The 26,872-nt window shown below is 41.7% G+C and carries 26 protein-coding genes; 4 read left to right on the forward strand and 22 right to left on the reverse strand.

From position 1 onward, the window contains the following. Window positions 1–20: 20 nt before the first annotated feature. The 6 genes from WAM07_RS02540 to smc form a co-directional block, all read right to left on the reverse strand. Window positions 21–248, reverse strand: a complete 228-nt coding sequence (locus WAM07_RS02540; protein WP_014643250.1) for a KH domain-containing protein — start codon at window positions 246–248, stop codon at window positions 21–23. A 15-nt stretch (window positions 249–263) separates the two neighbouring features. After that, window positions 264–536 carry a 30S ribosomal protein S16 gene (gene rpsP / locus WAM07_RS02545; RefSeq protein ID WP_422164507.1) on the reverse strand — a complete coding sequence of 91 codons (273 nt, stop codon included), beginning with the start codon at window positions 534–536 and terminating at the stop codon, window positions 264–266. A gap of 85 nt (window positions 537–621) precedes the next feature. After that, complete coding sequence (ffh, locus tag WAM07_RS02550) at window positions 622–1,962, reverse strand: signal recognition particle protein (protein ID WP_422164509.1); 1,341 nt, start codon at window positions 1,960–1,962, stop codon at window positions 622–624. A 13-nt stretch (window positions 1,963–1,975) separates the two neighbouring features. Next, complete coding sequence (locus WAM07_RS02555) at window positions 1,976–2,305, reverse strand: putative DNA-binding protein (RefSeq protein WP_422164510.1); 330 nt, start codon at window positions 2,303–2,305, stop codon at window positions 1,976–1,978. A gap of 75 nt (window positions 2,306–2,380) precedes the next feature. After that, window positions 2,381–3,643, reverse strand: coding sequence for a signal recognition particle-docking protein FtsY (gene ftsY, locus WAM07_RS02560; protein ID WP_422164512.1), 1,263 nt, complete (start codon window positions 3,641–3,643; stop codon window positions 2,381–2,383). A gap of 13 nt (window positions 3,644–3,656) precedes the next feature. Further along, window positions 3,657–7,223: a chromosome segregation protein SMC gene (gene smc / locus WAM07_RS02565; protein WP_422164514.1), complete on the reverse strand. Its 3,567-nt coding sequence runs from the start codon at window positions 7,221–7,223 to the stop codon at window positions 3,657–3,659. Between the two features lie 192 nt (window positions 7,224–7,415). On the opposite strand from smc, the gene WAM07_RS02570 reads away from it, so the two are divergent. Continuing rightward, window positions 7,416–7,643, forward strand: a complete 228-nt coding sequence (locus WAM07_RS02570) for a DUF1128 domain-containing protein (RefSeq protein WP_014643244.1) — start codon at window positions 7,416–7,418, stop codon at window positions 7,641–7,643. A gap of 61 nt (window positions 7,644–7,704) precedes the next feature. Here WAM07_RS02570 and rnc read toward each other — a convergent pair whose 3' ends face one another. From rnc to sdaAB, 10 genes are all read right to left on the reverse strand, one after another. Next, window positions 7,705–8,397: a ribonuclease III gene (gene rnc, locus WAM07_RS02575; protein ID WP_422164516.1), complete on the reverse strand. Its 693-nt coding sequence runs from the start codon at window positions 8,395–8,397 to the stop codon at window positions 7,705–7,707. Between the two features lie 80 nt (window positions 8,398–8,477). Next, window positions 8,478–8,711 (reverse strand): acyl carrier protein, encoded by a 234-nt coding sequence (acpP, locus tag WAM07_RS02580; protein ID WP_014643242.1) that lies wholly within the window; start codon window positions 8,709–8,711, stop codon window positions 8,478–8,480. 59 nt (window positions 8,712–8,770) lie between these two features. After that, window positions 8,771–9,511 carry a 3-oxoacyl-[acyl-carrier-protein] reductase gene (gene fabG, locus WAM07_RS02585; protein WP_014643241.1) on the reverse strand — a complete coding sequence of 247 codons (741 nt, stop codon included), beginning with the start codon at window positions 9,509–9,511 and terminating at the stop codon, window positions 8,771–8,773. Next, a complete protein-coding gene (fabD, locus tag WAM07_RS02590; RefSeq protein ID WP_422164518.1) occupies window positions 9,511–10,452 on the reverse strand; it encodes an ACP S-malonyltransferase in 942 nt (313 codons plus the stop codon). Before fabD ends, fabG begins: the two co-directional genes overlap by 1 nt. Further along, window positions 10,449–11,453 (reverse strand): phosphate acyltransferase PlsX, encoded by a 1,005-nt coding sequence (gene plsX / locus WAM07_RS02595; RefSeq protein ID WP_422164520.1) that lies wholly within the window; start codon window positions 11,451–11,453, stop codon window positions 10,449–10,451. Before plsX ends, fabD begins: the two co-directional genes overlap by 4 nt. 15 nt (window positions 11,454–11,468) lie before the next feature. Next, entirely contained in the window at window positions 11,469–12,029 is a 561-nt protein-coding gene (fapR, locus tag WAM07_RS02600) for a transcription factor FapR (protein ID WP_422164522.1), read from the reverse strand. A 112-nt stretch (window positions 12,030–12,141) separates the two neighbouring features. Then, window positions 12,142–13,056 (reverse strand): S66 peptidase family protein, encoded by a 915-nt coding sequence (locus tag WAM07_RS02605; protein ID WP_422164524.1) that lies wholly within the window; start codon window positions 13,054–13,056, stop codon window positions 12,142–12,144. Window positions 13,057–13,143: 87 nt separating this feature from the next. Further along, window positions 13,144–15,180, reverse strand: a complete 2,037-nt coding sequence (gene recG, locus WAM07_RS02610) for an ATP-dependent DNA helicase RecG (protein WP_422164525.1) — start codon at window positions 15,178–15,180, stop codon at window positions 13,144–13,146. Between the two features lie 5 nt (window positions 15,181–15,185). After that, on the reverse strand, window positions 15,186–16,070 hold the full coding sequence (gene sdaAA / locus WAM07_RS02615) for an L-serine ammonia-lyase, iron-sulfur-dependent, subunit alpha (protein WP_422164527.1): 885 nt from the start codon (window positions 16,068–16,070) through the stop codon (window positions 15,186–15,188). Between the two features lie 25 nt (window positions 16,071–16,095). Further along, the gene (gene sdaAB / locus WAM07_RS02620; protein ID WP_422164530.1) at window positions 16,096–16,758 is read right to left on the reverse strand and encodes an L-serine ammonia-lyase, iron-sulfur-dependent subunit beta; all 663 of its coding nucleotides are present in this window, start codon (window positions 16,756–16,758) and stop codon (window positions 16,096–16,098) included. A 223-nt stretch (window positions 16,759–16,981) separates the two neighbouring features. On the opposite strand from sdaAB, the gene WAM07_RS02625 reads away from it, so the two are divergent. Further along, window positions 16,982–18,250 (forward strand): NCS2 family permease, encoded by a 1,269-nt coding sequence (locus WAM07_RS02625; protein ID WP_422164531.1) that lies wholly within the window; start codon window positions 16,982–16,984, stop codon window positions 18,248–18,250. A gap of 100 nt (window positions 18,251–18,350) precedes the next feature. Here the strand turns inward: WAM07_RS02625 and WAM07_RS02630 are convergent, their stop codons facing one another. The 3 genes from WAM07_RS02630 to WAM07_RS02640 form a co-directional block, all read right to left on the reverse strand. Further along, window positions 18,351–18,734 carry a hypothetical protein gene (locus tag WAM07_RS02630; protein ID WP_422164533.1) on the reverse strand — a complete coding sequence of 128 codons (384 nt, stop codon included), beginning with the start codon at window positions 18,732–18,734 and terminating at the stop codon, window positions 18,351–18,353. Window positions 18,735–19,269: 535 nt separating this feature from the next. Beyond that, a complete protein-coding gene (locus tag WAM07_RS02635; protein ID WP_422164534.1) occupies window positions 19,270–21,789 on the reverse strand; it encodes a bifunctional 2',3'-cyclic-nucleotide 2'-phosphodiesterase/3'-nucleotidase in 2,520 nt (839 codons plus the stop codon). 256 nt (window positions 21,790–22,045) lie between these two features. Beyond that, on the reverse strand, window positions 22,046–23,557 hold the full coding sequence (locus WAM07_RS02640) for a UDP-N-acetylmuramoyl-L-alanyl-D-glutamate--2,6-diaminopimelate ligase (protein ID WP_422164536.1): 1,512 nt from the start codon (window positions 23,555–23,557) through the stop codon (window positions 22,046–22,048). A gap of 418 nt (window positions 23,558–23,975) precedes the next feature. Here WAM07_RS02640 and WAM07_RS02645 point away from each other — a divergent pair, with 418 nt between their 5' ends. After that, on the forward strand, window positions 23,976–24,131 hold the full coding sequence (locus WAM07_RS02645; protein WP_422164537.1) for a hypothetical protein: 156 nt from the start codon (window positions 23,976–23,978) through the stop codon (window positions 24,129–24,131). Between the two features lie 529 nt (window positions 24,132–24,660). On the opposite strand, the gene WAM07_RS02650 is transcribed toward WAM07_RS02645, so the two are convergent. The 3 genes from WAM07_RS02650 to WAM07_RS02660 all read right to left on the reverse strand — a co-directional run bounded on the left by WAM07_RS02650 (window position 24,661) and on the right by WAM07_RS02660 (window position 26,497). Further along, a complete protein-coding gene (locus tag WAM07_RS02650; RefSeq protein WP_422164544.1) occupies window positions 24,661–25,014 on the reverse strand; it encodes a carboxymuconolactone decarboxylase family protein in 354 nt (117 codons plus the stop codon). A 172-nt stretch (window positions 25,015–25,186) separates the two neighbouring features. Next, a complete protein-coding gene (locus WAM07_RS02655) occupies window positions 25,187–25,930 on the reverse strand; it encodes an SDR family oxidoreductase (RefSeq protein WP_422164539.1) in 744 nt (247 codons plus the stop codon). Between the two features lie 144 nt (window positions 25,931–26,074). Then, the gene (locus tag WAM07_RS02660; protein ID WP_422164541.1) at window positions 26,075–26,497 is read right to left on the reverse strand and encodes a hypothetical protein; all 423 of its coding nucleotides are present in this window, start codon (window positions 26,495–26,497) and stop codon (window positions 26,075–26,077) included. A gap of 147 nt (window positions 26,498–26,644) precedes the next feature. Between WAM07_RS02660 and WAM07_RS02665 the strand changes: the two genes are divergently transcribed. Beyond that, window positions 26,645–26,872, forward strand: a 228-nt coding sequence (locus WAM07_RS02665; protein ID WP_422164542.1) for a DNA-3-methyladenine glycosylase, incomplete at its 3' end; no start/stop codon positions are given.

The following is a 26,872-nucleotide window of genomic DNA, read 5'->3' on the forward strand; positions in this document are numbered from 1 at the left end:
CCCTTTACACTTATTCATTCTTACATGATATCCAGATAGATTCTTTTTTCAGAATCGGAACCGGCCGCGTAAACGACCGTACGAATCGCTTTTGCAATCCGCCCGTTTTTTCCGATCACCTTTCCAACATCATCAGGGTGGACGGAAAGATGATAAACAATTTTATGCTCCTCTTCCTTCACATCCACTTTTACAGCGTCTGGCTGATCGACAAGCGGAGTAACAATCGTTTCGATCAAGGCTTGCATGATATCACCACTACTTTATTTTTGGTTTTTCTTTTCGTGGAACTGCTTCATGATGCCTTCATTAGAGAATAAGTTACGTACCGTATCACTTGGCTGAGCACCATTAGACATCCAGTCCATTGCTTTATCAGCATCAAGTTTAACCTCGATCGGGTTAGCTACTGGGTTATATGTGCCGATTTGTTCAATGATACGGCCATCACGTGGAGCACGTGAATCTGCAACTACTACACGGTAAAATGGGTTACGTTTAGATCCCATACGTTTAAGGCGAATTTTTACTGCCATTTTTAACAACCTCCATATTTCTATAAATGTTTCACACAGATAAAGATTTTAGCAGATCTTCAATTGTGTGTAAAGGATTTTTCCATTACATAAAAGGAAAATTCATTCCTTTTCCTTTTTTGCCTTTAGTATTACTCATTTGTTTCATCATTTTCTTCATTTCTTCAAACTGTTTCAATAGGCGGTTAATTTCTGAAACCGAGGTACCAGATCCTTTGGCAATCCGTTTTTTCCGGCTCGCGTTCATAACCGACGGGTCCTGGCGTTCTTTTTTGGTCATAGACTGGATTATTGCTTCGACGTGAACGATCTGTTTATCATCAAACGAAGCATTCTTCAGCCCTTTCATTTTGTTAGCGCCAGGAATCATATTAATGATCTCATCAAGAGGCCCCATATTCTTAACTTGTTCCATTTGGTCCAGGAAGTCTTCGAACGTAAACGATGCCGTACGCATTTTCGATTCAAGTTCTTTCGCTTGTTTTTCATCTACTTGCGTCTGTGCTTTCTCAATCAGAGTAAGCATGTCACCCATTCCAAGAATTCGTGAAGCCATCCTTTCCGGATGGAATGGTTCGAGCTGATCCAGCTTTTCTCCCATACCCGCGTACTTAATCGGTTTACCTGTTACGGCTTTGATTGATAGTGCGGCACCACCGCGGGTATCGCCATCCAGTTTCGTCAGAAGAACTCCTGTAATATCAAGCTGATCATCAAAGCTCTGTGCTACATTGACAGCATCCTGACCAGTCATGGCATCGACCACCAGGAAAATCTCATCTGGGTTAACAGCTTCTTTTATCCTCTGAAGTTCCCCCATCAACTCTCCATCAACATGTAGTCGGCCGGCAGTATCCACGATTACGTAATCATGATTTTCTTCCTTCGCTTTTTCAATTGCATTCTTTGCAATGTCAACCGGGTCTGCCTCAGTGCCTTCGGAATGGACTGGCATTGTAAGCTGCTTGCCGATGGTTTCCAGCTGTTGAATAGCTGCTGGACGATAAACGTCGGCAGCTGCCAGGAGCGGTTTTCGATTATGGTTTTTACGCAGTACGTTGGCAAGTTTGCCGGTCGTGGTCGTTTTACCTGCACCCTGGAGTCCAACCATCATAATTACAGTAGGTGGACGCTTTGCAACGGCGATCTTGCTTTCATCACCGCCCATTAGATCGGTCAATTCTTCCTTAACTACTTTAATTACCTGTTGACCTGGTGTCAGACTTTCCATAACCTCTTGCCCAACAGCACGTTCACGAACGCGCTTCACAAAGTCTTTAACTACTTTAAAGTTAACGTCGGCCTCAAGGAGGGCTAGACGAACTTCACGAGTCATCTCTTTTACGTCTTGCTCGTCTACCTTCCCTTTGCCTTTAATTTTCTTAATGGTTTCCTGCAAACGGTCGGATAATCCTTCAAATGCCATCGAAGAGACCCCCCTATTCTAAATCTTGTAGTTGCGCCAGCCAATCCTGAAAACGGGGAGGAAGATCGCTTTGGTTTACTTCTGCTTCCATTTCCTTAAGGACCTGCTGCCGCTTGCTGAATTTCTCGTATAATAGCAGCTTTTTTTCGTATTCTTCCAACATTGTTTCTGTTCGGCGAATATTATCGTAAACCGCTTGACGGGAAACGTCGAAGGTTTCTGATATCTCACCTAATGAGTAGTCTTCTAAAAAATATAATTCCATATAGTTTCTTTGTTTCGGAGTCAACAATGATTGATAAAAATCAAATAGATAGTTAACACGTGTCGTTTTTTCAAGCACCCTTGAAGCACTCCTTGTTAAGTGAAATACCTTTACATAAAAATACTAACGGAGGCACTTAGTACCTGTCAAGGTTTAAGCTTGATTTTCTTCTTCTTCCTCATCGAATTCTTCAACCATATCAGCGAATAATCCATAAACAAACGCATGAGCATCAAATGGTTCCAAGTCTGTTACTTTTTCACCCAGTCCTACCAGTTTAACAGGGATTGAAAGTTCTTTTCGTATCGCTAAAACAATTCCGCCTTTTGCTGTGCCGTCCAATTTAGTAAGAACGATCCCTGAAACGTCGGTTGCTTCCGAAAACGTCTTCGCCTGACTCATAGCATTCTGTCCTGTAGTAGCGTCAAGCACAAGAAGGACTTCATGGGGAGCATTTGGAATTTCACGTTCAATAACGCGTTTAACTTTTGATAGTTCGTTCATCAAGTTCACTTTATTTTGAAGGCGCCCTGCCGTATCACATATTAACACATCAGCATTTCGGGACTTTGCCGATTGGATTCCATCATAAATGACGGCAGCAGGATCACTGCCTGCACTGTGTTTAATTACATTGACTCCTGCCCGCTCTCCCCAGGCATCTAATTGCTCAATAGCCCCCGCACGAAAGGTATCACCTGCAGCAAGGGTAACTTTCTTGCCTTCAGATTTAAGGCGGTGAGCGAGCTTACCGATAGTAGTCGTTTTGCCAACACCATTAACCCCGACAAACAAGTAAACAGTAGGTCCATCCGGATTTTCATTCAGACCTTCTACCTCTTCAGCTTCATCATTTCCGTAATAGATTTCTACCAGTTTTTCAGAAATAACTTCTTTTACCTGGCTTGTATCTTTAATATTTCTTCGCTTGACTTCCATTTCCAGTTCATCAATCATTTCCATAACCGTGTTGACTCCAACATCGGCTGAGATCAGGATTTCTTCTAATTCCTCGAAGAAATCTTCATCTACGGTACGGTATTTTGCTACTAAATCATTAATTTTAGTTGAGAATGAGGTCCTGGTTTTCTCTAATCCTTTTTTAAACTTGGAGGCTACAGAGCCTTCCTCCGTAGGTTCTGCAGGTACGGAAAGTCGATCGAGTTTATCCTCGTAATCCTCTGTTTCTCCCTCCAGGGATTTCCCTTCAGCCTCCAAGGCTTCTTTTCGCAGTCTTTCCTCCTCTTCTGCTTTCGAGTAAACTACTTCTCCCCCTTTATAGGCTTCTCCAGTGTATGGGTTAAATGAATCAGCTTCTTCAAGTGATTCATTTTTGGGTTCGTTCTGGGAAGTACTTTCCTGCTGTTCTTCTTCACCTTTTACAAATCGATCTTTCAATTTCTTAAAAAAACTCATCAACTCATCCTTTCTACGCTTCTAATAATTCAGATGTTTCTTCCAGGCGGACAGATACTAGTTTTGAAACCCCTGATTCCTGCATCGTAACTCCGTATAAAACGTCTGATTCTTCCATAGTACCTTTGCGGTGCGTTATGACGATGAACTGTGTATCCGCGCTGAACTCTTTCAAGAAGCGAGCAAACCGGTCCACGTTAGCTTCATCCAATGCCGCTTCTACTTCATCGAGCACACAGAACGGTACAGGACGTACACGCAAGATGGAAAATAAAAGAGCTATGGCAGTAAGGGCTCGCTCTCCACCTGAAAGTAAACTTAAATTCTGAAGTTTTTTGCCAGGTGGCTGGGCAACGATATCTACACCCGTTTCGAGCATATTATCAGGATCTGTTAATTTAAGATCCGCACGTCCTCCTCCGAACAATTCCCGGAAAACTTCTTCAAATTCTGCACGAATCTTTGTAAAAGTATCTTCAAAACGCCGCTGCATTTCTCCGTCCATTTCACCGATAACACTATGAAGAGTCTGTTTAGCTTCCAGCAAGTCATCCTGCTGCCCCTTTAGAAATTCATACCTTTCCAAAATACGATCATACTCTTCTATCGCTCCGAGATTGACAGTGCCAAGTTCTTCAATTGATCTTTTGATCAGCTTGACATCTGTGGATGCCTGATCAATATCCTCTACAGGAGGATATTCATTCTTAGCTTTTTCGAATGTTATAACATATTCCTCCTGCAAGTAGTTCAGTAGATTTTCAAGTTCTACATCCAGCCGGTTTGCTTTCACTTCTTTTTGCTGAATATCCTGGGTGAAGTTTTGCTCACGTCTTTTTTGTTCTTTCAACAATTGTTCAGCCTTCTGAATTTCCTGACCATGCTGATTTCTCTCTCTTCTTCTATCCTGAATGAGTGAAGAAGTAGCTTCCTTTCTCTGTTTTGTTTCCTCAATGGAAGCCAGGACTTCTTCTTCCGTCTGGTTAGAATCAAAAACTTCCATTAGACGTTTATGTTCCTCTCGGTTTTCTTTCAGTTCGGCTTTAACGGAAGCTAGTTCCTGGTTATAACGGTCAGCTTTTTCCTGTTGATTTTGGACAGATGATTCTTGCTCAGCCAGTTGAATCTGGAGTTCTTGTCGTCGGCTCTGTAAATTAGCTTCGTCCACTTTTTGACGGTCCTTTGCAGCTGTTAGATCATCAATTTCTTTTTGAATGCTCTCCAGTTTCTGCGTTAATGATTTTAGATCTTTATCAAGCTCACTCATTTGATTATCAGCCTGATGCCTGTCTTGATCAAACTGAGCCTGATCCTGATCGAAGAGCTGAAGCTGACTATTTAAATGATCCATTTTCACTTGTTGTTCACGCTTATCAGACTGCTTCTCATATTCTTCATTTTTAAGTTCTGCTACTTCCTGGCTCACTCGCTCTATTTCTTGCTGCTGGTTAGTGGTTTCATTCTTTAAATTTTTAACTTTCTGTTCCACTTGTTCAGTTTTGGATTGAAACTCGAGAATTTTATCATTTAGTTCCAGCAGCTCTTTTTCCCGAGTAAAAAGCGACTGTCCCGACCTTTTCTGAGCTCCGCCTGACATCGAACCACCAGGGTTCACCACGTCTCCTTCAAGCGTCACGATCCGGTATTTACGATTTAGGAATTGAGCAATCGAATTGGCGTGCTGTAAGTCTTCGGCGATAACAATATGTCCTAGAAGGTGTTGGATCGCTTTTTTAAAATAGCCGTCATACGTTACGAGGTCAGCGGCGACTCCGACAAAGCCTTCCTGCTCTGGGAGTTTTGAAGCCGCTTGGTTGTGTACGGACCGCGGCTGTATAGAAGTTAAAGGTAAGAAAGTGGCACGACCTTTATTATTTTTCTTCAGCCAGTGAATCGCCTTTCTGCCAGCTTGATCATCTTTAACAACAATATGCTGAGCCTGGGCTCCAAGAGCCGTCTCAATAGCTGTTAAATAATCCCCCGGGATGTCGATCAGTTCCAGCACAGCACCTTCAATATTCATAAGCTGCTGGTTTTGTCTTGCTTTTAACACTTCACGAACACCCTGATAATAGCCTGAGAAATCTTCCTTCATATCTTCCAGCATTTCTTTTTTCGATCGCAGCTTTTCTAAGTATTGGTAGCCTTTATATAATTTCTCCTGCCACTCCTGATAGGATTGTTGATTTTCTTCAAGTTCTTCTTGAAGGCCGGCTAGATGTTTTTCCTTCTTCTCGCGCAGATCGGAAATGTTCTTAAGATTTTCTGCAGCTTCAGATAAGCTGGTTTCCAGGACTTCTCGTTCATCCCTTAGATCACTGAATCGTGTCTGTTGATGGCCTTTTTTATAATTGATCTGTGATACCTGCTTTTCCAGCGACTGCTTTTCATTTCTCTTGGCTGCCTGTTCATTCAGAAGATCAATATAATCACTTTTAAGGTCTTCGATCTGATCTTCAATAACTTCTATATCTTCACTAAGCGCCTGGTTCGTCTGCTCAAGATCATCCTTGGTCTGCTTTCGTTGTTTCTTGAACGCATTTAATTGATTTGTTTCCTTTTTAGCTGTTTTTTGAAGTTCATCCAATTTACTGGAAAGCTCTTCATAATCTTGTTCGACTTTTGTTTTATTCTCTTCAAAGTGCTTATGACGCTCTTTCATAAGTTCTCGTCTACCTTCGAGATTCTCCAGCTCTTTAGTTAGAACAAGCAGAGTTTCCTGTAGATCCTCAATTGATTCATCAAGAGCCTGCATCGTGTCCCGCTGCTTTACAACGGCAGTTTCTTTTTCTTCTATATGTGACCGCAGTTCTGATTCCTGTTCTTTAACCGTAGCCAATTCTTTAAGGAGTTCCTGCCACTCTCCATGAAGATTTTCTATTTGTGTGATTAATAGGGAAACCTCAATTTGTTTTAAGTCTTCCTTTTTTTCTAAATAGTCCTTAGCCACAGCAGCCTGTTCTTTTAGCGGTTCAAGCTGTCCATCTATTTCATGAATAATATCTTCTACCCGATTTAAGTTCTCCTGAGTTTCTGCGAGTTTATATTCCGCTTTCTTTTTCCTCTGCTTGTACTTCAACACTCCAGCTGCTTCTTCGAAAATCGAGCGCCGCTCTTCCGCTTTCGAGCTTAAAATTTCTTCCACTTTCCCCTGACTAATAATGGAAAAAGCCTCACGTCCGAGACCTGAGTCCATAAATAAATCGACAATATCTTTTAATCTGCATGTTTGATTATTAATATAAAATTCACTTTCTCCAGAACGGAACACTCGTCTCGTCACACTAACCTCCTGATAATCAAGAGGGAGGGTCTGATCTGTATTATCAAGTGTCAAAGTGACTTCAGCCATATTCAGCGCTTTTCTTGTGTCACTGCCTGCGAAAATGATATCTTCCATCTTCGATCCTCTTAGAGATCTGGCTGACTGCTCTCCCAGCACCCAGCGTATAGCATCCGTTATATTACTTTTGCCGCTTCCGTTCGGTCCGACAACTGAGGTGACGCCCGGTACGAAATCGACCGTTACTCTTTCAGCAAATGATTTAAACCCTACGGTATCTAACTGTTTGAGGAACATATTCATCCTCCTGTATATTCGCAATCTTTCACTCAACTAATTTATTTTATCATAAACAACCGACCTACGGTAGGAAGTGATGACGAGCCATAAGAACTTTAATTTTTCCTAACAGCCAAGGGTTTTAAAAAGCAGAAAAGTATTTTATTATATGTATTAGCCCATAATAGGAGCTTTGAAGGAGGATTTATCTTGAGTTTAGAAGAACCTACGCGCGAGAATCTTGAATTCATTATTAATGATATGGCGGACCGGTTGCAAGTAGTGAACCGGACCATCATGGATCCTGATGATTACGATTTAGAAAAGTATGACGAGATTAAGGAATTACACGATATTGTTCAAATGAAAGGACAGTTGAGTGTGTCTGAGATCCAAACGTTTGTTCAAGAATTGGGAAGGTTTCGGAAACCTCAATAAAAAAGATCCATAATAAAAAGGACAGGCCAGAACTTCATCCGAGTTCTAGCCTGTCCTTTTTTCAGGAAAGGGCTCCGTGATTTTCTAATGCTTTTTGTGCAGCCCGCTGCTCTGCCTCTTTCTTTGTTCTGCCGACCCCGATTCCACCAACTTCTCCCTGGATCCGAACATGAGCAATAAATTCTCTGCTGTGGGCAGGTCCTCTTTCTTCTACAATTTCATATTCAATCTTACTATTCTTATCCCGCTGAATAAATTCCTGGAGTTGACTTTTAAAATCCATCGCATGAGAAAAAGCACCTTTTTTAACCTTAGGGTACACATACTTCTCTAAGAATGTAACCACCTCTTCAAAGCCTTGATCCAAATATAAAGCACCAATGAAGGCTTCAAATACATCAGCGAGCAAGGCCGGCCGGTTGCGACCACCGGTTAATTCTTCTCCTTTGCCCAATAAAATAAGCTCGTGAAAGTTAAGGTCTTTAGCGAAATCTACAAGAGATGCCTCACAGACTATAGAAGCCCGCAACTTGGTAAGCTCTCCTTCTGCCATATCAGGGAACTCCCGATACAGGTATTGGGATACACCTAATTCCAAAACAGCATCACCTAAAAATTCCAGACGCTCATTATCCTTGCGCTCCGTTTTACGATGCTCATTCACATAAGATGAATGTGTGAAAGCTTGTTCCAGTAACGAGACATCCTGGAAGTGGATATTAACTCTCTTCTGGAAACTGGAAAAATCATCCATAAATCACCTTGTCCTTTGCTATAAATTTCTCATCAATAGGAAAGGCTGCCTGCTTTTACACAGACAGCATGTTAGATGGGTTATAAAACACTGTTTATGTAATTCACAGCGTTCCCAACTGTATTGATTTTTTCAGCTTCTTCGTCTGAGATTTCCATGTCAAACTCATCTTCAAGCTCCATTACAAGCTCTACTACGTCTAAAGAGTCTGCTTCTAAATCTTCTTTGAAGGAAGCCTCCATTGTTACTTTAGATTCCTCAACGTCTAAACGATCAACGATGATTTGTTTTACACGATCAAATGTATCTGCCATTGGACTTCACCTCCCTTCAGTCATTATAGTAAATTTTCAAGCGAAAAACCATATCATTTTTACATGACCATTCCGCCATCGACATGCAAGGTCTGACCAGTCATATAAGCAGCGTCTTCTGAAGCTAGAAAACGAACGACACGAGCAACGTCTGCCGCTTCACCAAGACGGTTCAGAGGAATTAAGGATAACATCTGTTCTCTTTGTTCAAAAGTAAGCGCCTCTGTCATATCTGTAGTTATATAACCTGGAGCAACGGCATTAACCTGAATATTCCTTGAGGCAAGTTCTTTGGCATTTGACTTAGTCATGCCGATCACCCCTGCTTTTGCGGCTACATAGTTAGCCTGGCCAGCATTTCCTGATACCCCTACGATAGAAGCTACATTGATAATCCGACCGTACTTTTGTTTCATCATCTGACGCGTTACGCCTTTGGTACAAAGAAACACGCCTTTAAGATTTGTATCAATAACGGAATCGAATTCTTCTTCTTTCATCCTCATAAGTAAGTTGTCTTTCGTAATGCCTGCATTATTAACAAGAATATCAAGGCGGCCGAATTCATCTACGACTGTTTTAATCATTCGTTTAACGTCGTCCTCACTCGTTACATCAGCCTGAATTTTGATGGCTTCCCCACCCTGATCAATAATTTCCTGCACAACTGCTTCTGCTTTATCTTCACTGCCAGCATAGTTAACGGCGACTTTAGCCCCTTTAGAAGCGAGTTCCATAGCAATGGCACGTCCAATTCCACGGGAAGCGCCGGTAACGAGAGCTGCTTGTTCTTGTAACATTAAGAGTCCTCCTTATACCATTGGGTAAATTGCTCTACTGTTTCAGGATCCTGAACATTAAATGTTTTCATTCTACGCTTGACCTTTCGTACAAGTCCGCTCAAAACTTTTCCATGACCGATTTCTACGATGGCATCAACATCCTCTTCTACAAATGCTTCAAGTATTTGCTGAAAACGGACGGGGGAATATAACTGCTCAACAAGCAGCTTTTCAATTTCATCCGCTTCTGTAACAGGACCTGCAGTAACATTTGCATATACAGGTACAGACGCTTCCGAAATCGAATTCTTCGACAAATGGTCAGCAAAGTCAGCACTAGCGGATTTCATGAGACGAGAGTGGAAAGGCCCGCTCACATTCAGAGGAAGTACACGCTTAGCTCCAGCTTCGGACAGCTGTTCTGATGCCTGAGCTACTCCGTCTTTTGTTCCAGAGATTACAATTTGCCCAGGGCAATTAATATTCGCCAGGTCAACAGGCTCCTCGTCATTAAACCCTTCCAGGACTTTCTCGATTTCCTCCTGAGTAAGACCCAGCACGGCCGCCATTGAACCTTTTCCGGTCGGATAAGCTTCTTCCATCAGCTTCCCTCGCGTGTGCACAAGCTGAACAGCCTCCATTGGGTCAAGGGAACCGGAAGCTACAAGAGCGCTATATTCGCCCAGACTATGTCCCGCTGTCATAGAAGGGTTGATACCTTCTTCTTTTAAGACATGGTTAATAGCAATACTATTCAGCAATAGAGCTGGCTGAGCGTTCTCCGTTTTAGTTAGTTCTTCCTGGGGACCTTCGAACATAAGTGTGGTCAATGAATAACCGAGTACATCATCGGCATCATCAAACATTTTTTTCACAGAAGGATAGAAGTCATACATTGCTTTACCCATTCCTACTTCTTGCGATCCCTGTCCTGGAAAAATAAAAGCTGTTTTTTTCACTTTTTTTCCTCCTCTGATTGAATGGTCTTCAGTGTATTCGAGATGGTTTGAGTGACATCAAGTTCGATCATCTCACAAGCCTGGCGGATAGCGTTATAAGCGGCCCGTTCGTTAGAGGAGCCATGCGCTTTAATCACAGGCGCTGCCAGGCCAAACAGCCCTGCCCCTCCATACTCTGAATAATCCAGCTGACCTTTAAGTTTTCTCAGGTCATTTTTGGCTAATCCTGCAGCAATTTTTGTCTTAAGATTGCTCATAAACGTTTTCTTCATCATGGAAAACATGGTCATTGCCGTTCCTTCTATGGTCTTAAGTGCTATATTCCCGGTGAATCCATCCGTTACGACGACATCCGCCGCACCATCTAGAAGGTCACGAGCTTCTACATTTCCAATAAAATTAATTGGGGCTTCTTTCAAAAGCTGGAAAGTTTTTTTAGTAAGGTCTGTCCCTTTTCCATCTTCAGTCCCTACATTGAGCAATCCTACACGCGGCTTGGAAATTTTTCGTACGTTTTCTGCATAAATGGAACCAATAACTGCGTATTGCAGCAGGTGCTCAGGCTTCGCATCTACATTGGCACCCACATCAAGCATTAAGAATCCCTGACCGTCCTGGGTAGGTAATGTTGGGCTGAGAGCTGGGCGCTCTACACCTTCCATGCGACCGACTACAAAAAGACCGGCGCTCATTAATGCTCCCGTGTTTCCAGCAGATACACAACCGTCTGCTCTTCCTTCTTTTACCTCCTTAGCCATTAAAACCATGGAAGCATTTTTTTTCCTTCGGACAGCCCTGACAGGCTCATCTTCCGAAGTAATCACTTCTGTTGTATGTACCACTTTAATATTAGACTGTCCTTTTAGAAAAGGGTTAATCTGTTCTTGATCTCCGACCAAAGTGATTTCTACACCTTCAATCGTTTCAGCCGCATGAACAGCCCCTTTCACGATGGCTTCTGGTGCGTGATCCCCGCCCATAGCATCAATAGCTAGTTTCATAAATTGATCCTCCTTCTATTGATTCGAACGGAACATCTCAAATGTACCCGCAAACACTTCTTCATTTCCAACGTAACTCTGAACACTCACAATGGTGTGACCCCTGGGATCTTTCCCTTCTACGTTGGCTTTTGAAACGACACGCTCTCCAAGTTTCACTTGTCTACGAAAATGAATATCCGAGCGAGCGGTTAAAGCAAGTTCATCATTGATCACGGCCACTGCTAATGAATTTGCCTGCGCAAAGAGGTGATGACCTCTCGCTATATTATTTCTGGAAAATACGTGCTCTGGTCTAATATCTAAAATAGAAATGGCTCGTTTATCCAGCTCTAAGTCAACAACTTCACCAATGACTTCTTCAATCGGCAAGGCTTTTACCGTCTCATTCCACTCCTGGGTAGCAACTGATTTAATTCTTTCTCTCAATTCTGGAATAGACATTTCCATCCGGTCCAGCCTAATGGTCTGGATGCTGACTCCAAATCGGCGAGCGAGTGCCTCATCCGTGGTAAATGGCGAAACCTCAAGCGTCTCCTTCAACTCTTTTTGCCTCATCTTTTTAGACTTCTTCATCGTAATTCCACCGTCCAATTAATCAAAAGCAGTCGCTTTATGACTAGGTACTAATAGTAATATATAATACCACATTCATTTTCGCAAGGATCATGTGCTGCGCAAGCTAAACTCACGTCACACCTGTTTCAATTTGCAATACAAGAGAGGTCGTATCCAAGTGAACTCTTCCCCCTATAGGAATACCATAGTTGGGTGTACAGTGTCCGGCCGGAAATCCCTGTAGGACCGGAAAATTATAGAGCGCAAAAAACTGACGAAGCAGCATTTGAGTCTTATCAAGCTCCGAAGCTTCAAGGTTGAAATCGCCAAGAATGACCCCTTTAACATGCTCGAACTTTCCTGCGAGCTGCAGTTGCATAAGCATAGCATCAATTCTGTAGGCCGGCTCATTGATTTCTTCAATAAATAGAATTCTGTTATCTGTATTCAGTTCAAACACGGTGCCCATTGAATCTGCAAGTACAGTCAGATTTCCTCCGACAAGTATCCCCTCTGCTTTACCGTTCTGAATTGAAGTAAAAGGAAAGTCAGGATAGCGGTAAATTGTATTTTTTGGTATGAACAATTGGCTCAAGGAGAGGGTGGTTTCATTATTAAGCGGAGTTCTCCCGAGATCAGAGGCAACCATAGGTCCATGGAAAGTAACTAAATTACTGTATTTATGGATGGCGGAGTGTAGATAGGTAATATCACTGTATCCCCAAAATACCTTAGGGTTGCAACTGATCATTGAATAATCAAGATAAGGAGCAAGCCTTGCCGTACCATATCCCCCGCGCGCACAAAATACAGCCTTAATGCAGGGGTCCAGAAACATACGATGCAAGTCTTCTAACCTTGACTCGTCAGGAGCAGCTAAATATGAAAAAGTAAGGTCCTGATTAAGCACATGGGCGCCTAACACAGGATCGAGTCCTAAAGAGCGTAAAACGTCCAAACCTCTTTTCAATTCCTCTTCTATTGGAGGTCCAGCGGGAGCTATGACTCCTACTCGGTCCCCGTAGTTAAGCCGTTGAGGTTTCACTATTCTACCACCAGCTTTCATCAAGACTTTGAAGCATCTATGATGTTTCATATGAGGAACGGAAGTAGAATATGTGAGAGAAGCTGACTAATCCAGAACTTCACCCATTATTTGTTTATCCTGATAAATAAGATCTCTTAAAGGACGGTAACGACCATCCTTGTCCAGCCGCTCTTCTGTGATGATTTCAGCTGCATCACGGCGGGCAGTTTCAAGGGCACGGTAGTCATGAACCATATCTCCCACTTTAAATTCTGGCATGCCACTCTGTTTTTTTCCAAAGAAATCACCCGGACCTCTAAGCTTCAGGTCCTGTTCAGAAAGTTCAAAACCATCTGTCGTTTCAGTCATGATTCTCATCCGCTCTTTTCCTACATCACCTTTTGGATCAGCAAGTAAAATGCAATAACTTTGATCAGAGCCGCGTCCCACTCTTCCCCGCAACTGGTGCAGCTGTGATAGACCGAAACGTTCCGCATCATAAATTACCATTACTGTAGCATTGGGGACGTTAACTCCAACTTCCACAACAGTAGTAGAAACAAGTACTTTCAATCGGTTTTCAGCAAATTCCTGCATGACTTCCTCTTTTTCTTCATTGTGCAATCGTCCATGCATCAGTCCAACCGGTATATTCGGTTCAAATACAGAGGAGAGCTGATTATAAAGATCAACTGCGTTTTGAATATCCAGCTGGTCCGATTCTTCAATAAGCGGACAAATCACATACGCCTGGTGTCCTTGATCGATTTCTTTCTGAATAAACGCTAATACCCGATCTGTCATTTCGCCTTTTACCCAGTAAGTTTCTACGGGTTTCCTTCCTGCCGGCATTTCATCAATAACAGACACATCCATGTCCCCAAATGCCGTAATCGCAAGTGTTCTTGGTATTGGAGTAGCCGTCATAAAAAGCACATCCGGATGCAGGCCTTTATCTCTTAGAGTTCTGCGTTGTCGAACTCCAAAACGGTGCTGTTCATCCACAATGACAAAACCCAAGTCATGAAGTTCTACTTCATCCTGAATAAGGGCGTGGGTTCCAATCAGAATATCTATATGCCCTGTTCCGACAGCTTCTAAGATCTCACGGCGCTTTTTGCCTTTAATTGAACCTGTGAGGAGAGCGACCGAAGCACGACCTTCAAACATTTCCATAAGCGACTGATAATGCTGTTCTGCTAGTATTTCAGTCGGAACCATAAGTGCGCCCTGCTTCCCTGCCGTAATAGAGGCATATAGGGCAATAGCTGCCACTGCCGTTTTACCTGATCCGACATCTCCCTGAAGGAGGCGGTTCATTCGGTGAGGATTTTTCATATCTTTCAGAATCTCAGCAAGAGAACGCTTCTGAGCATTAGTCAATTCAAATGGCAGTTCCTGCACAAAGGAGGTTAATTTACTGTTATCATAGGTTTGGGCATTCCCTGTAGTTGACTCGCGATGATGTTTTCTTAACAGCTGCATTTTTAGCTGAAAAATAAGAAATTCCTCATAAATGAACCTGCGTTTGGCATGTTTTAGCATGATTCTATTATCAGGGTAGTGCATCTGTCTGATAGCTTGTGGGCGTTCGGGCAACTTGTACGCACGCTGTAAATCCTCAGGCAGAATTTCGGGTATCTCGTGTTCATAGGCATCAATCGAAGCCTTAATAAACTTTCGCAGAGTAGTAAGGGGTACTCCTTCTTTCAAGGTATAGACAGGCTGAATAGGGGCCTGACTTTTGGATTCACCTTTTTTAAACTGGCTGACAGTGATCTGCAGCCTCTGTTGGTCCCACTTCCCTGTAACAGTTACAGTATCCCCTGCATGAAGCTGCTTTTTCGCGAAAGCCCGGTTAAACATAACAGCTTTTACAGCAAACTGCTCCACTTGGAGCGTAAACGTTAACCTTGATTTTTTACGACCATAAAAGCTAAGGGAAGGTTCAGAAACAACCTCCCCTTCGATCGTAGCTTTTTCATTATGGGTCAATTCAGTTAATGGTTTGACTTCATAAGAATCGTATCGAAACGGAAAATAAAACAGAAGATCCTCGATCGTAAATAGACCAAGTTCATTCAACTGCGCCTCCAGTTTCTCCCCGACTCCTTTTAATTCACTAATCGGATGGCTTAACACTATATTCACTCTTTCTTCAACGAAATTCCATACACTTTTGCTTCCAGCTCTCTTCCTGTAGGAGTGGCAGCAAGCCCGCCTTGAGCAGTTTCACGAAAAGCTGAAGGCATACGCTGACCAACTTTATACATCGCATCGATTACTTCATCGCAAGGAATACGACTGGTCACCCCTGCCAGAGCCATGTCTGCTGCCACAACAGCATTTGAAGCTCCCATAGCATTTCTTTTCACGCAAGGAACCTCTACCAGCCCCGCAACAGGATCACATATTAAACCTAGCATATTCTTCAGGGTAATGGCCATCGCTTCTGCTGACTGAGAAGGCGTCCCTCCTGCCATTTCCACAATAGCAGCCGCCGCCATCCCCGCTGCTGAGCCTACTTCAGCCTGACAGCCTCCGGCAGCTCCAGATATCGATGCATTGTTCGCGACTACAAAACCGAAGGCACCCGAAGTAAATAGATAACGAACCATTTGATCTCTCGTTGGGTTCAGCTGATTTTTCACTGCAAATAAGGTACCTGGTACACACCCGGCGCTCCCCGCCGTTGGAGTTGCACATATGGTCCCCATCGCTGCATTGACTTCATTAGTTGCCACTGCTTTACTGACCGCATCCATAAGTAAGTTACCGGAAAGCGGAGTATGATTTTTCATATAATTTTGTATAAGGACAGCATCGCCACCCGTTAGTCCACTGTGGGACTTCACCCCTTTCAATCCATCTTCTATCGCTTTTTCCATAACCTCGAGGTTCTTTTCCATGTGATCATACACTTGTTCTCTCGTAAGTTCTTTAACTTTCATCTCCTGCCTGATCATAACTTCTGAGATTTGAATATTTTCACTTTCAGCGAGCTCAACCAGCTCTGCAACATTTCGAAACATAAATAATGCTCCCCTTCTCTGGATGTTAGTCGGATATTTTCGCGACCTGGGTAATATGGTCGGCACGTTCAAGTTCACTTAATACCGAATCATCAATGTTCTGATCTACTTCTATAACCATAAGAGCCTGTTGGCCCTGAGCTTTTCTGGATACTTCCATTCGTCCGATATTAATCTCGTGTTTAGCTAAAATGGCTGTAGAGGATGCTATGGCACCATATCGATCATTGTGTATCAAAAGAATAGCTGGATGACTGCCGGATAAACGCAGTTCGAATCCATTAAGTTCGGTAATTTCCGCTTTGCCTCCGCCGATCGAGATGCCCACAAGCTCAAGTTCGCCGTCATCATCCCCGATTTTTAAACGTGCCGTATTTGGGTGGTCAGTATGTGCTTCTTCTTCGTAAAAACGAACCTTCATGCCATTTTTCCGAGCTGTTTTCAAAGCATCCCGGATTCGTTCGTCGTATGTGTCATAATCCAGCAACCCGCCTATGATGGCCACATCCGTTCCGTGACCTTTATAGGTTTTCGCAAATGAACCATATAAGTGGACATTCGCATACTTTGGCTCTCTGCCAAACAGATGACGGGCTGCTCTTCCAATCCGAGCTGCTCCGGCTGTATGTGAACTAGATGGTCCAATCATTACTGGACCGATAATATCGAATACTGATCTATATTTCATTTCTTTCACCATCCCTATTTTCTCTCTTGGTTTTCCATTGAGAAAACGCTTTCTTTCATAACCAGATCCTTCTATATTTTATCATAATCCAAATCTAACAGCTCACTATTTACAAAAAAGGAACAGATAAACTTGATAGAAAGTTTGGAGAAGAGTAGAATACAAATTTGTGGGTTACTCGGTAACCGGGCGGGAGAGGGATAATTTCATAGAGGAGATTGAAATGTTCAATCACCAAAATAAACATGTCAGCTGGAAGAAAGAATGGATGGCCGGGTTAATTGGCTACTTTACCACGGTTTATATCGTGGCAGTAAACAGCCAGATATTAGAAAGTGCCGGATTACCGCTTGAAAGCGGTATGGTAGCCACCATTCTAGCCAGTGCCATCGGCTGTTTAATCATGGCTATATACGCGAATGCGCCTATGGTTCTTATTCCAGGCATGGGAGTAAACGCCCTATTCGCCTATTCGATTGTGGAAGGCAGCGGTTTTAGCTTTCAAGAAGGGCTGGCCGTCGTATGTATCGCTTCTCTGCTGTTCTTAATTACAGCTTTTACGAGACTAGGAGATTGGCTCAAGCATGCGATTCCCGAATCCTTGAAACACGCGATCACTGTCGGACTGGGTTTATTTCTAACACTGATCGGGCTTGAAAAAGGCGGACTCGTTGTTCGCGGAGAGCATTCTTTAATCAGTTTAGGAAACCCATCTTCAGCTATTGTAATCACGAGCTTGCTCACTTTATTTATCGCGATTTTCCTTTTCACACGAAACGTGCCAGGGAACTTTCTTGTAACCATGATTATAGGGACGATCATTGCTCACTTCACTGGAATTCTTGATGCTCCCGGCTCCATGATTTCTCTCCATGAACAATCCTGGGTCTTTCTCCCTGACTTTACTGGAGTTAGTGATTTTGGGTTTTGGATGGCCGTATTCCCACTGGCTATTGTTCTTATCTTCGAAAATATGGGGTTGATCCATGGACAGCTGGGAATGCTTGAACAACAAGGTAAATTTAAACGATCCTTTCAGGCCGCTTCCTTTTCCGCGATGAGCAGTGGATTTTTGGGTACATCGCCGACGGTCTCATCTGCTGAAAGCGCGGCGGTGATCGCTTCCGGTGGAAAAACGGGAAGAGCCTCCTTGACTATGGCCGTCCTGTTTATTGGTACCCTATTTTTGATTCCATGGATATCAATGGTTCCTTCGACAGCGATCAGCCCGATATTAATCATCGTTGGCGCTTTAATGGTTCAAAATATTAAAGAGATCCCGCTGGATGAACTATCAGAAGCTATGCCCGCTTTCCTTATTATTGTGATGATCCCTTTCACTTACTCCATCGCTGATGGAATGGCGTTTGGATTTATTGCATACCCGATTGTAAAATTGGCCATTGGGAAGCAACGAGAGCTCTCGACGCCCGTCGTACTCATTGCTATGGTCTTTCTCATTGAATTTATCATGCGCTCACTTGGACACTAAGAATATAATTATAATTACTGATAGGTATATTTACCCTTAACAAAACCCATGAAGCTGGAAATCCAGTTTCATGGGTTTTTATATATTTCATCCAATTAGTTCAGCTCCAGCGAATCGATAACTTCAAATGACAGCAATCTAATTCTCCAACAGAGGTATATAACATAATGTTGAGTCCATCCGGAGTGTAATTCGTGTCCATCTTTGACTGAACCCCTGTAGACTTTAGTAATTGAATTACTTTACTTTTATTTGATTGCTGAGCTGCCTTCATAAGTTCTGCGGACCATTCTGAGGAATTTGTTATGTGATCCATTAATACATCTGCTTCTTTTAGTAAATCCTTCATTTGTTCAGCAGATTTCATAAACAGTTCGGTATTTACCTCAGGGTATGGTCTGTGAAGGAAATCATAGTCATGGGAATAAGGGGTTGCATGAAAAGCGGGCCAGTATGTTCGGAGATAGTAATAAGGATAGAACAACCACACCCCTCCTCTTTCTCATTTGCAATCTACAACAGTATATGGATAAGAGCTCAAAAAGAAAATTGTCCACCAGGAAAGCCAGTTTCTGCAAGGTTAAAAAATGTCTAATTATTAATAGAACTATTGCTCCTGTCAGTCTGATGAGAAAGATGTGATGTTGATGTAAATCACCTCTCATCTGACGAAAAGATATAAAGGCACAGCCAGCCTTCAAAGACCCTTTAATACGACGAAAACTGCTGCCCAAGCAGTAGAGTTTTTAACAGAATCTTCTTCTTGAACGTTAGGTATATTTCTAATTAGTTACCTTCTTCCCCTGTAAAGCCAGTTTCTTTTATAGAAAAATAATTCAATAATGTGGTCAGGGACTCGAGAAAGCGGATAGCACCAAGACCCACAGCCATTCAAGGTAAAATGAAACAGCACTGATTTATCTGCATGTGAACCCCACCCACCAAAAACTCGCTCCTTTCTGCAAAGGAGCGAGTTTCCATTTACCTATGAATACTTGTAGAAGCGTAGCACTTTCTCATTAATGGTTTCTCAAATTATAAACCACGCGAGCAGCTTCTGCACGAATGGCAGAGTCCTTAGGCAAAAATTTATTGCCAGGTACGCCGATCATCAACTTAAGCTCATAAGCGGCTGTAACATCTTCAGTAAACACACTGCGAATATCGTCCTCATCTTTATACAAGTGATCACCTTTAGCCTTGTACTCTCCATTTTTATACTCGTAGGCACGTACAACCATGGCAGCCATTTGTTCACGTGTAATGGAAGAAAATGGATTAAATTGTGTTTCGCTGACACCATATACAATTCCATTCTCGTAAGCGGCTGTAATTTCTTGTTGATACTTGTCAGGCACATCCTTAAATGGGCTTTCTCCTTTGGCGGTCAATCCAAGTTCCCGGGTAAGCAGCATCGCAAATTCAGAACGAAGCAGAGGATCTTTTGGACCAAAGTTGCCATTTGGATAACCTTTAATAACCCCATCTGCAGCTAAAGTATATATTTCTTCAGCTGCCCAGTAATCCTCCGGTACATCGGGAAAGACAGTTGTTTTATCGGACGCTTGAAGATCGATCCTATAGTTCCCGTAGCCGTCACTTCTTTTTTCAAGAAAAGAAATTTTCTGCTCATCGTCTGCATACTTTTGAGCATCAGGGGACGAACGGAAGGTTAACAACGGGTCTCCATTTATCGGTGCAAAAGACCAATTCCCATCCGCTTTCGGATCAATGGTTTCATTCTGACGAATATAGTTTACAAGAACTTGTCGGTTTTCATCTGGAGATTTAACCACAATGTTATCACCATCAGGATTAGCAAATTTGGAAGCCGCCCGATAATTGTTGGTAGCAACTAAAAACTCCTGCTCCTTATCGATGGCTTCTCCTTTGTATTTTACATTCTTAATACGATGACTATCATTGATCTTTTCTCCGTCATTGTTGTAGCGAGGGGGTTCAGTTACATCGATTTCGTAGGTTAAACCATCGATCACGTCAAAGTTATAACTGCGAAAATCATTATTCACCAATTCCTGCTGCTTATCTGAATCTGTATTTATTTCGTTAAACTGGCCCGCACTCCATTCAAGCCATTCCACTACTTGCTCTCCAGTTATCTTAGAGGCTTGAAGGGTATTCGGATACTTATAAAGTGAAGTGGTATCTTTAATCGCAAGTTCTCCGGCTGGAATGTCCGTAAAATCACTGACCCCATCTCTTCCTGCTTTGAATGGAGCAGCAGCTGATAATACAGGTAATCCATCCAACTCAGTGCCTTGGATATATTTTTCAAGGTAAGCTTTCTGTGCATCATTTACAATTTGGACCGTTGGGTCATCTAATACCTGGGCAAAATAGCTGTAGAGGGGAACTTCCGTTTCGCCTACAGGTGTAGCCACATACTCCCTGGTCGCCTCGTGATCATGTTGAACTTGACTGACAATTTCCTGGTTCGCTTCAACCAGAGGTTCACCATTTTCAGAATCATAAATAGGTTTCGCATCAGCTCTACCTTGCGTCACATCCCATTCACCCTCTGTATATTCGAGCTCCAAATCAATAATCCCAAGATCTGATCCCCAAAAACCAGCTTGTGTAGTTGCTACGCCATTGATTGTTCCCTGCTCAAGGTTGATATTATATCGACCATCTAATGAAGCATAGTCCTCGCTAGGGAAGGTCTGATGGGAATGTCCAAACATAAGCGCGTCGAAACCTTCAACTGTCGATAGTTGATATGTCTGATTTTCAGCACCTTTCTCATATTCTTCCTTTGAGCCCAGCCCTGAGTGAGCAATGCCAATAATAACGTCAGCACCTTCTTCTCTCATTGAAGGAAGGAATTTTTCTGCGGTTTGTTTTAAATCACGTGTGATTACCTTCCCTTCTAAGTTGTCTTTATCCCAAGTCATAATTTGAGGCGGTGTGAATCCAATAACTCCCACTTGAATCGTATGTACATCACCATTTTGATCTGTAACTTCACGATCCAGAATCACATATGGATCGAAGTAGTTCTCGTCGTTATCCGGATTGTCGTCACCGTCGTCTTTATATACATTGGCATTTACATATGGGAAATCAGAACCTTCGACAGCTTTATCCAAAAATTCCAGACCATAATTGAATTCGTGATTACCATAATTACCAGCATCATAGTCCAGGAGATTCATAGCTTGATAGACAGGATGTTTATGACCTTGTTCATCTAATACTTCTTGATCAACGATATAATCAGCCATGGGATTGCCCTGAATCAAATCTCCATTATCGAAAAGCATGGAATTCTTTACCTTGCCTCTTTCCTGATTAATAAGCGTTGCAGTATTAACAAGTCCGACTGTGTCATCCTGCTTGTCCGTAAAATAATCATAATTCATCACGTGACTGTGCAAATCCGTCGTTTCCATTAACCTTAAATCCACTACGTCACCCTCATCCGTCTGAGCGTTTACGTTAGTCGTCCAGGATGAAGCAGCTAAAACCCCAAGAACCATAGCTGAACGTAGGAACCATTTCTTCTGATTTTGTTTCAAATCGTCACCTTACCTTTCAGTAATGTAGAATATTGTAATCATTTATATATTTTAACATTTAAGATAGAATTTTAGCAGTTTTTTTTATAGACTGACAATTAAAACAGCGATCATCTTTCCACTGCTTTTCATTAAAAAAGACTTGAAGAGAATGTCTCTTCAAGTCTACTCCATTTGGACAGGGTGCTTAATGATTAAAAGCTACAAAAAATCACCTGTCCGTTTCTGTGATATTATATTTCCTCTTCCTTAAATCTCAACTTTCACATAAAGCTTGTTTATTACAAAAAAAGTTCTCAAAATAGTCTTCAATCACTTTTATCTCTGAATAAGGCACCTTCTCATCCCCGATAACCTGGTATCCCCCAAACCCGATTCCTGTTAATAAAACCAGATCATCAGGTTCAGCTAAATCGAATGAAAAATGAATGGCTTCTTCTCGATGCAGAACTGAATGAATCTGAGAAGTTGAAGGGTCTTTGAAACCTTTTAATACATCGTTTACGACTTCCTGTCGGTCAGCATGCCCCGGCTGATCAACACTGACCACAATTTTATCTGCCAACCCCTCAGCCACTTCTGCCATCAAAGGACGCTTTTGGGGATCCCTGAGACCCACTCCTGTGATCATAACAATTAAGTTGCGGTAAGGAATATGTTGCACAGCATTTAAAATATTGAAAAGAGCATCAGGAGTATGAGCATAGTCTAAAACAATTTGAAAAGGGGCCTCGTTATCTACAATTTGAAAACGCCCTTCCGGACTTTGAATTGTTGAAACTACCGATAATATCTGTTCTGCCGAGTAGCCCATTTGGCAGCAAACCGCCACAGCAGCCAGGAAATTAGATACATTATATGTTCCATAAATAGGTGCATGGAGGTGGTGCTCCTCACTAAACAAACGTAATGTAAATGAAGTTCCCTCCATCGTTGTACGGATTTCTTTAGCAGAGATATCAGCTGATTCTTCAATCCCGTACGTGATTAAATGTCCTTTAAAACCTCTTATTAATTCTTCCGCCATTTGAGAATCATCTGCGTTTACAATTGCACTTTTGGACTGATCAAACAGCTTCATTTTCGCTTGTTTATAAGCTTCCATAGTACCGTGAAATTCTAAGTGTTCTGGTGTCAAATTGGTATGGACAGCCACATCAAAATTGATTGTGGCCAAGCGTTTTTGCTCAATCGCTATCGAAGTGGATTCAATAATTGCAGCATTCATCTCTCTTTTCCGAAAATAGTGCAATACTCGGTGAATATCAGGAGCTTCAGGAGTCGTAGGTACCGTCTGCTTAAATTCTGTCTTTTTCTCATCATCCCATATTCCAGCCGTACCTAAACTGCCTGTTCGCAGGCGAAGATCATTTAAAAGCGAGTAAAGGAAAGATGAAACGGTTGTTTTTCCATTGGTTCCTGTGACGCCAATAGTGTAGAGGGAGTTCGATGGGGAATCATAAATGGTTGAAGCTAACTGCGCTAGAGCGGTTCTAGTTTCGGGCACGCATATAAAACTTTTATCCTTATAAAAGGTCGAGTACATGTGTAACTTTTCACTTTCGGTACCAATGATGGTGTTTGCACCATTCTGAATAGCCTGCTCAATAAAAACATGTCCGTCATGCTTTTCACCAGCAATACATACAAAAGCATCGCCTTCTTCTGCCTCACGAGAATCATATACTACTGAGGATACGTATTGACTCTCAGGACCATAAATGGTCCCTTGAAATAGGTTTTCAAAAATCAATTCTTTGTTAGTCATTATATGAAATCATCCTTTATTCACACTTTATGATACTAAAGCATCTTAGTTAGTTGTAAGTTCCCATTGGTTTATGCCTATAAACTTCTACTAGCATCTCGATAGGTTCTCAATAGGTTTGCAGAAAATACATGACTTTTATCCTATTTTTTAATATCAAAAACTTTGAATTATAATTGAAAATATGGAAGCTCACTAAAGGCGTATCGCTATAGTAATTATGCGTATTTTGTTATTATTTTCCTGTTCTATAAATTGGAAAAAAGATAGTTGGAAAATAACCAAAAATTTGTCGAAAAAAAAGTTAAAAAAACTATTGCGTTACCCCCATACTAGAGAGTAAAATTTTCAGTAATTCATCAGTTAAGAAAACTAAAGCTGATTGAATGATAACAATTATTAAAAGGAGGTCATTAAAATGACCATGCTATATTCCAAGGCTCGCGAGCTATTTGAAGAGGACTACAAAAACAGCCCGGAAGCCAAGGGATCTCAACTGTCTGCTTCCACAAAAGTGAAGCGAACTAAAAGCGGCAAACTTCTTATGCCTTTTCGTAAAAACAAAAGAAAATAAGAGAATGAAGTGGTGACATATAGCTATGAGAAGAAAGCAAATAAAGGATAACGGTACTCAAGCCGTTCCGTGGAATCAACGTCTGCATGACTTAAGTAGTCAAAAGACGTTGATTTTTTAATGGAAAGAAAAATACTGGAACCACAATGGGGAATGTCTAATGAAGTATTCTATTCGGATTTTAAAATTAGCAGCCCTATACATCTCCTCGTTGATTATCCTTATCATCTTAATTTTATAGTAAACTAGTAATCCTTTTTAAGTGTCTACTTTTATTCCCACCTAAAAGAAAAAACTAAGTAAGAAAAATAATTTTTTCTATTTGCTTTCCAAGATAGAATTTTTAAACCTTTATCCTTCGCTTCACCCATAACCCCTGATCTTTCTTTTTCAAGAATTCTAATCCTTTATTTAGGCTCCCCCGCTCCCAGCTAACGAATCATAACATTTAGTACCGGATCTTTAGAAAAATAAAACTGCCGCACCCTTCATTTCGGAGGACGAAGGAATACGACAGCCTGCCGGTAGCTTATGATTGGTTTCGCAGCTGCTTTAAGATTTCAAAACCTTTCGTAACGGATTGACTCATAGCTGCACCGCCACCGTATGCAGCAGCTACACCCATGGCTTCATAAATCTCCTGATCCGAGCAGTCCATTGCCACGCATTGATCCATATGGTAAGTGATGCTGGGTTCGTCCCCTTCTTTCAAACTAATTGCCAGTGCCATTAAGTGTTTATTTGCTTTCGTTACTTCTCCATCACTAAATGCTTCTCCAGTGAATCGATTGTACTCCTGGATGGTTTTTGGCAGATGCTCTGTTAGTTGTTCAATGCCAATACGGTATTCCTCTAGTATAGTATGGGCTTTTCTTTCCGTGATATCACTCCTTAGTGTGTTCTATAATGCAATTCCTTTTTATACCAATAGTAAACTACTGGAAGTGCCAGCTATAAATTACTATGGATTTTCTTTTATCATCCATAATCTGGATGACCTGAGGTGGCAGATTCTGGAACAAAAAAAGCAACCTGTGACAGGCTGCTTTTTTTGTTTATGTGGTTTGGTCTGTTGGTCGTACTACAATTTCATTGATGGTAACTTCTGCCGGTTCTTCAAGAGCATAACGTATTGTTCTGGCGATGCTGTCCGGCGTGATCGCCTGTTCGTAAAGTTCGTCTACTCCACCTTTTACATCTTCATCTGTAATGGTAGATGTCAGTTCAGTAGAAACCGCTCCAGGCGAAATGATCGTTGCTCTAATCTTACTCTCGGCAGACTCTTCCATTCTCAGCCCGTCCGTAATCGCACGCACAGCGAATTTTGTACCGCTGTATACAGCACTTCCTGGAAAGACTACGTGTCCAGCCACGGAAGAAATATTAATGATGTGTCCTTTTTTGCGTTCGCGCATATGAGGCAGCACGGCAGATATTCCATATAGCACACCTTTAATATTTACATCGATCATTTGATCCCATTCTTTAACCTTTTGTTTATTTAGTAAAGAAAGTGGCATCAACCCCGCATTATTTACAATGGCATCTATTTGGCCCAGTTCTTTTTGAGCGTATTCAGCAAGCTCTTCCATTTCATCATAATTGGTTACGTCAGTTGCTTTGTATATCGCGTGCCCGCCATCATCGTTTACTTTTTTCGCTAATTCTTCCAGCCGATCTTCACGTCTTGCTGCTAATACAAGTTTAGCTCCTTTAGAGGAAAGTTCTTTCGCCGTTTCCTCACCGATTCCACTGGATGCTCCTGTGATAATAACTACTTGATCTTGTAAATTCGTCAATGACTAGCCTCCTAAATATATTCTAACTCTTCCAATTTTATTTCGATTTCAAAATGTATGTTACCGAAATAAACTTGTGTTAAACATTACCTTTCTAAGCCATGGTTTTTCATTTAAAAAACTCCCTTAATAGGGAGCTTCTAATTACTGAACATTTTCTATTGGTCTTTCATCCTTATCCTCACTATAGCTTAATACATCTGCATACTTTTTCTGCCACTTTCTAATGGAAAGTATGACTAACCCAATAGTTGCAAGTACAAGACCGATTAATACCGGCCAGAAATAAGGAAAGACCATCCCTCCCGAATAGGCTACACCAATAGGAGAAAAAACTATATAAGTGGCGCCTATACTTGCAATTAATATAACGGAAGTAGCTACACTGTACTTCCATGGCGTCATGTTAATCTTCGGGCTATTATAAAACTTAAACGCCTTAATCCTCGGCTTAAAGTAAGCGAAAGTAAACATAATTATAACTTCTATTGCAAAAAGAATGCCGTAAATGTGAATGAAATGAATATTAACGGCAATTCCAAATAGCTGAGTGAATCCCCACACCATATATGTTCAAACCTAAAAGATGAACTTTATTGGAAATATTTATCTTTTCACTTTTTCAATTTATGAAGTTTTGAATGAAATAAAGGGCTGGTTTATGATATATTTGATGAACTTCATGTCTAATCGTAATTGGGAGAGGAAGGGTCAATGATGAGCATTTTGTCTGCAGAATTTTATGAACAGCCTACTTTAGAGCTAGCAAAATCTCTTTTGGGCTGTGAATTAGTTAAAGAAACGGAGAAAGGCACGGCTTCTGGATATATTGTAGAAACAGAAGCATATATTGGTCCGGTTGACAGGGCAGCTCATAGTTTTAACAATAAGCGGACGCAGCGAACGGAAGTAATGTTTGACCTGCCTGGTTATGTTTACACA

Origin of the sequence: Halobacillus sp. (assembly GCF_049282395.1) — a bacterium.
Classification (GTDB): domain Bacteria; phylum Bacillota; class Bacilli; order Bacillales; family Halobacillaceae; genus Halobacillus.

Coding starts and splice junctions, on each gene's coding strand:
- WAM07_RS02645 (WP_422164537.1), top strand. CDS start 23,976: ATGACCATGCTATATTCCAAGGCTCGCGAGCTATTTGAAGAGGACTAC.
- smc (WP_422164514.1), bottom strand. CDS start 7,223: ATGTTCCTCAAACAGTTAGATACCGTAGGGTTTAAATCATTTGCTGAA.
- fapR (WP_422164522.1), bottom strand. CDS start 12,029: ATGAAGAAGTCTAAAAAGATGAGGCAAAAAGAGTTGAAGGAGACGCTT.
- rpsP (WP_422164507.1), bottom strand. CDS start 536: ATGGCAGTAAAAATTCGCCTTAAACGTATGGGATCTAAACGTAACCCA.
- WAM07_RS02660 (WP_422164541.1), bottom strand. CDS start 26,497: ATGGTGTGGGGATTCACTCAGCTATTTGGAATTGCCGTTAATATTCAT.
- rnc (WP_422164516.1), bottom strand. CDS start 8,397: ATGGATGATTTTTCCAGTTTCCAGAAGAGAGTTAATATCCACTTCCAG.
- sdaAB (WP_422164530.1), bottom strand. CDS start 16,758: ATGAAATATAGATCAGTATTCGATATTATCGGTCCAGTAATGATTGGA.
- WAM07_RS02625 (WP_422164531.1), top strand. CDS start 16,982: ATGTTCAATCACCAAAATAAACATGTCAGCTGGAAGAAAGAATGGATG.
- WAM07_RS02640 (WP_422164536.1), bottom strand. CDS start 23,557: ATGACTAACAAAGAATTGATTTTTGAAAACCTATTTCAAGGGACCATT.
- fabG (WP_014643241.1), bottom strand. CDS start 9,511: ATGTTACAAGAACAAGCAGCTCTCGTTACCGGCGCTTCCCGTGGAATT.
- sdaAA (WP_422164527.1), bottom strand. CDS start 16,070: ATGTTTCGAAATGTTGCAGAGCTGGTTGAGCTCGCTGAAAGTGAAAAT.
- WAM07_RS02540 (WP_014643250.1), bottom strand. CDS start 248: ATGCAAGCCTTGATCGAAACGATTGTTACTCCGCTTGTCGATCAGCCA.
- ffh (WP_422164509.1), bottom strand. CDS start 1,962: ATGGCATTTGAAGGATTATCCGACCGTTTGCAGGAAACCATTAAGAAA.
- plsX (WP_422164520.1), bottom strand. CDS start 11,453: ATGAAACTAGCTATTGATGCTATGGGCGGGGATCACGCACCAGAAGCC.
- ftsY (WP_422164512.1), bottom strand. CDS start 3,643: ATGAGTTTTTTTAAGAAATTGAAAGATCGATTTGTAAAAGGTGAAGAA.
- acpP (WP_014643242.1), bottom strand. CDS start 8,711: ATGGCAGATACATTTGATCGTGTAAAACAAATCATCGTTGATCGTTTA.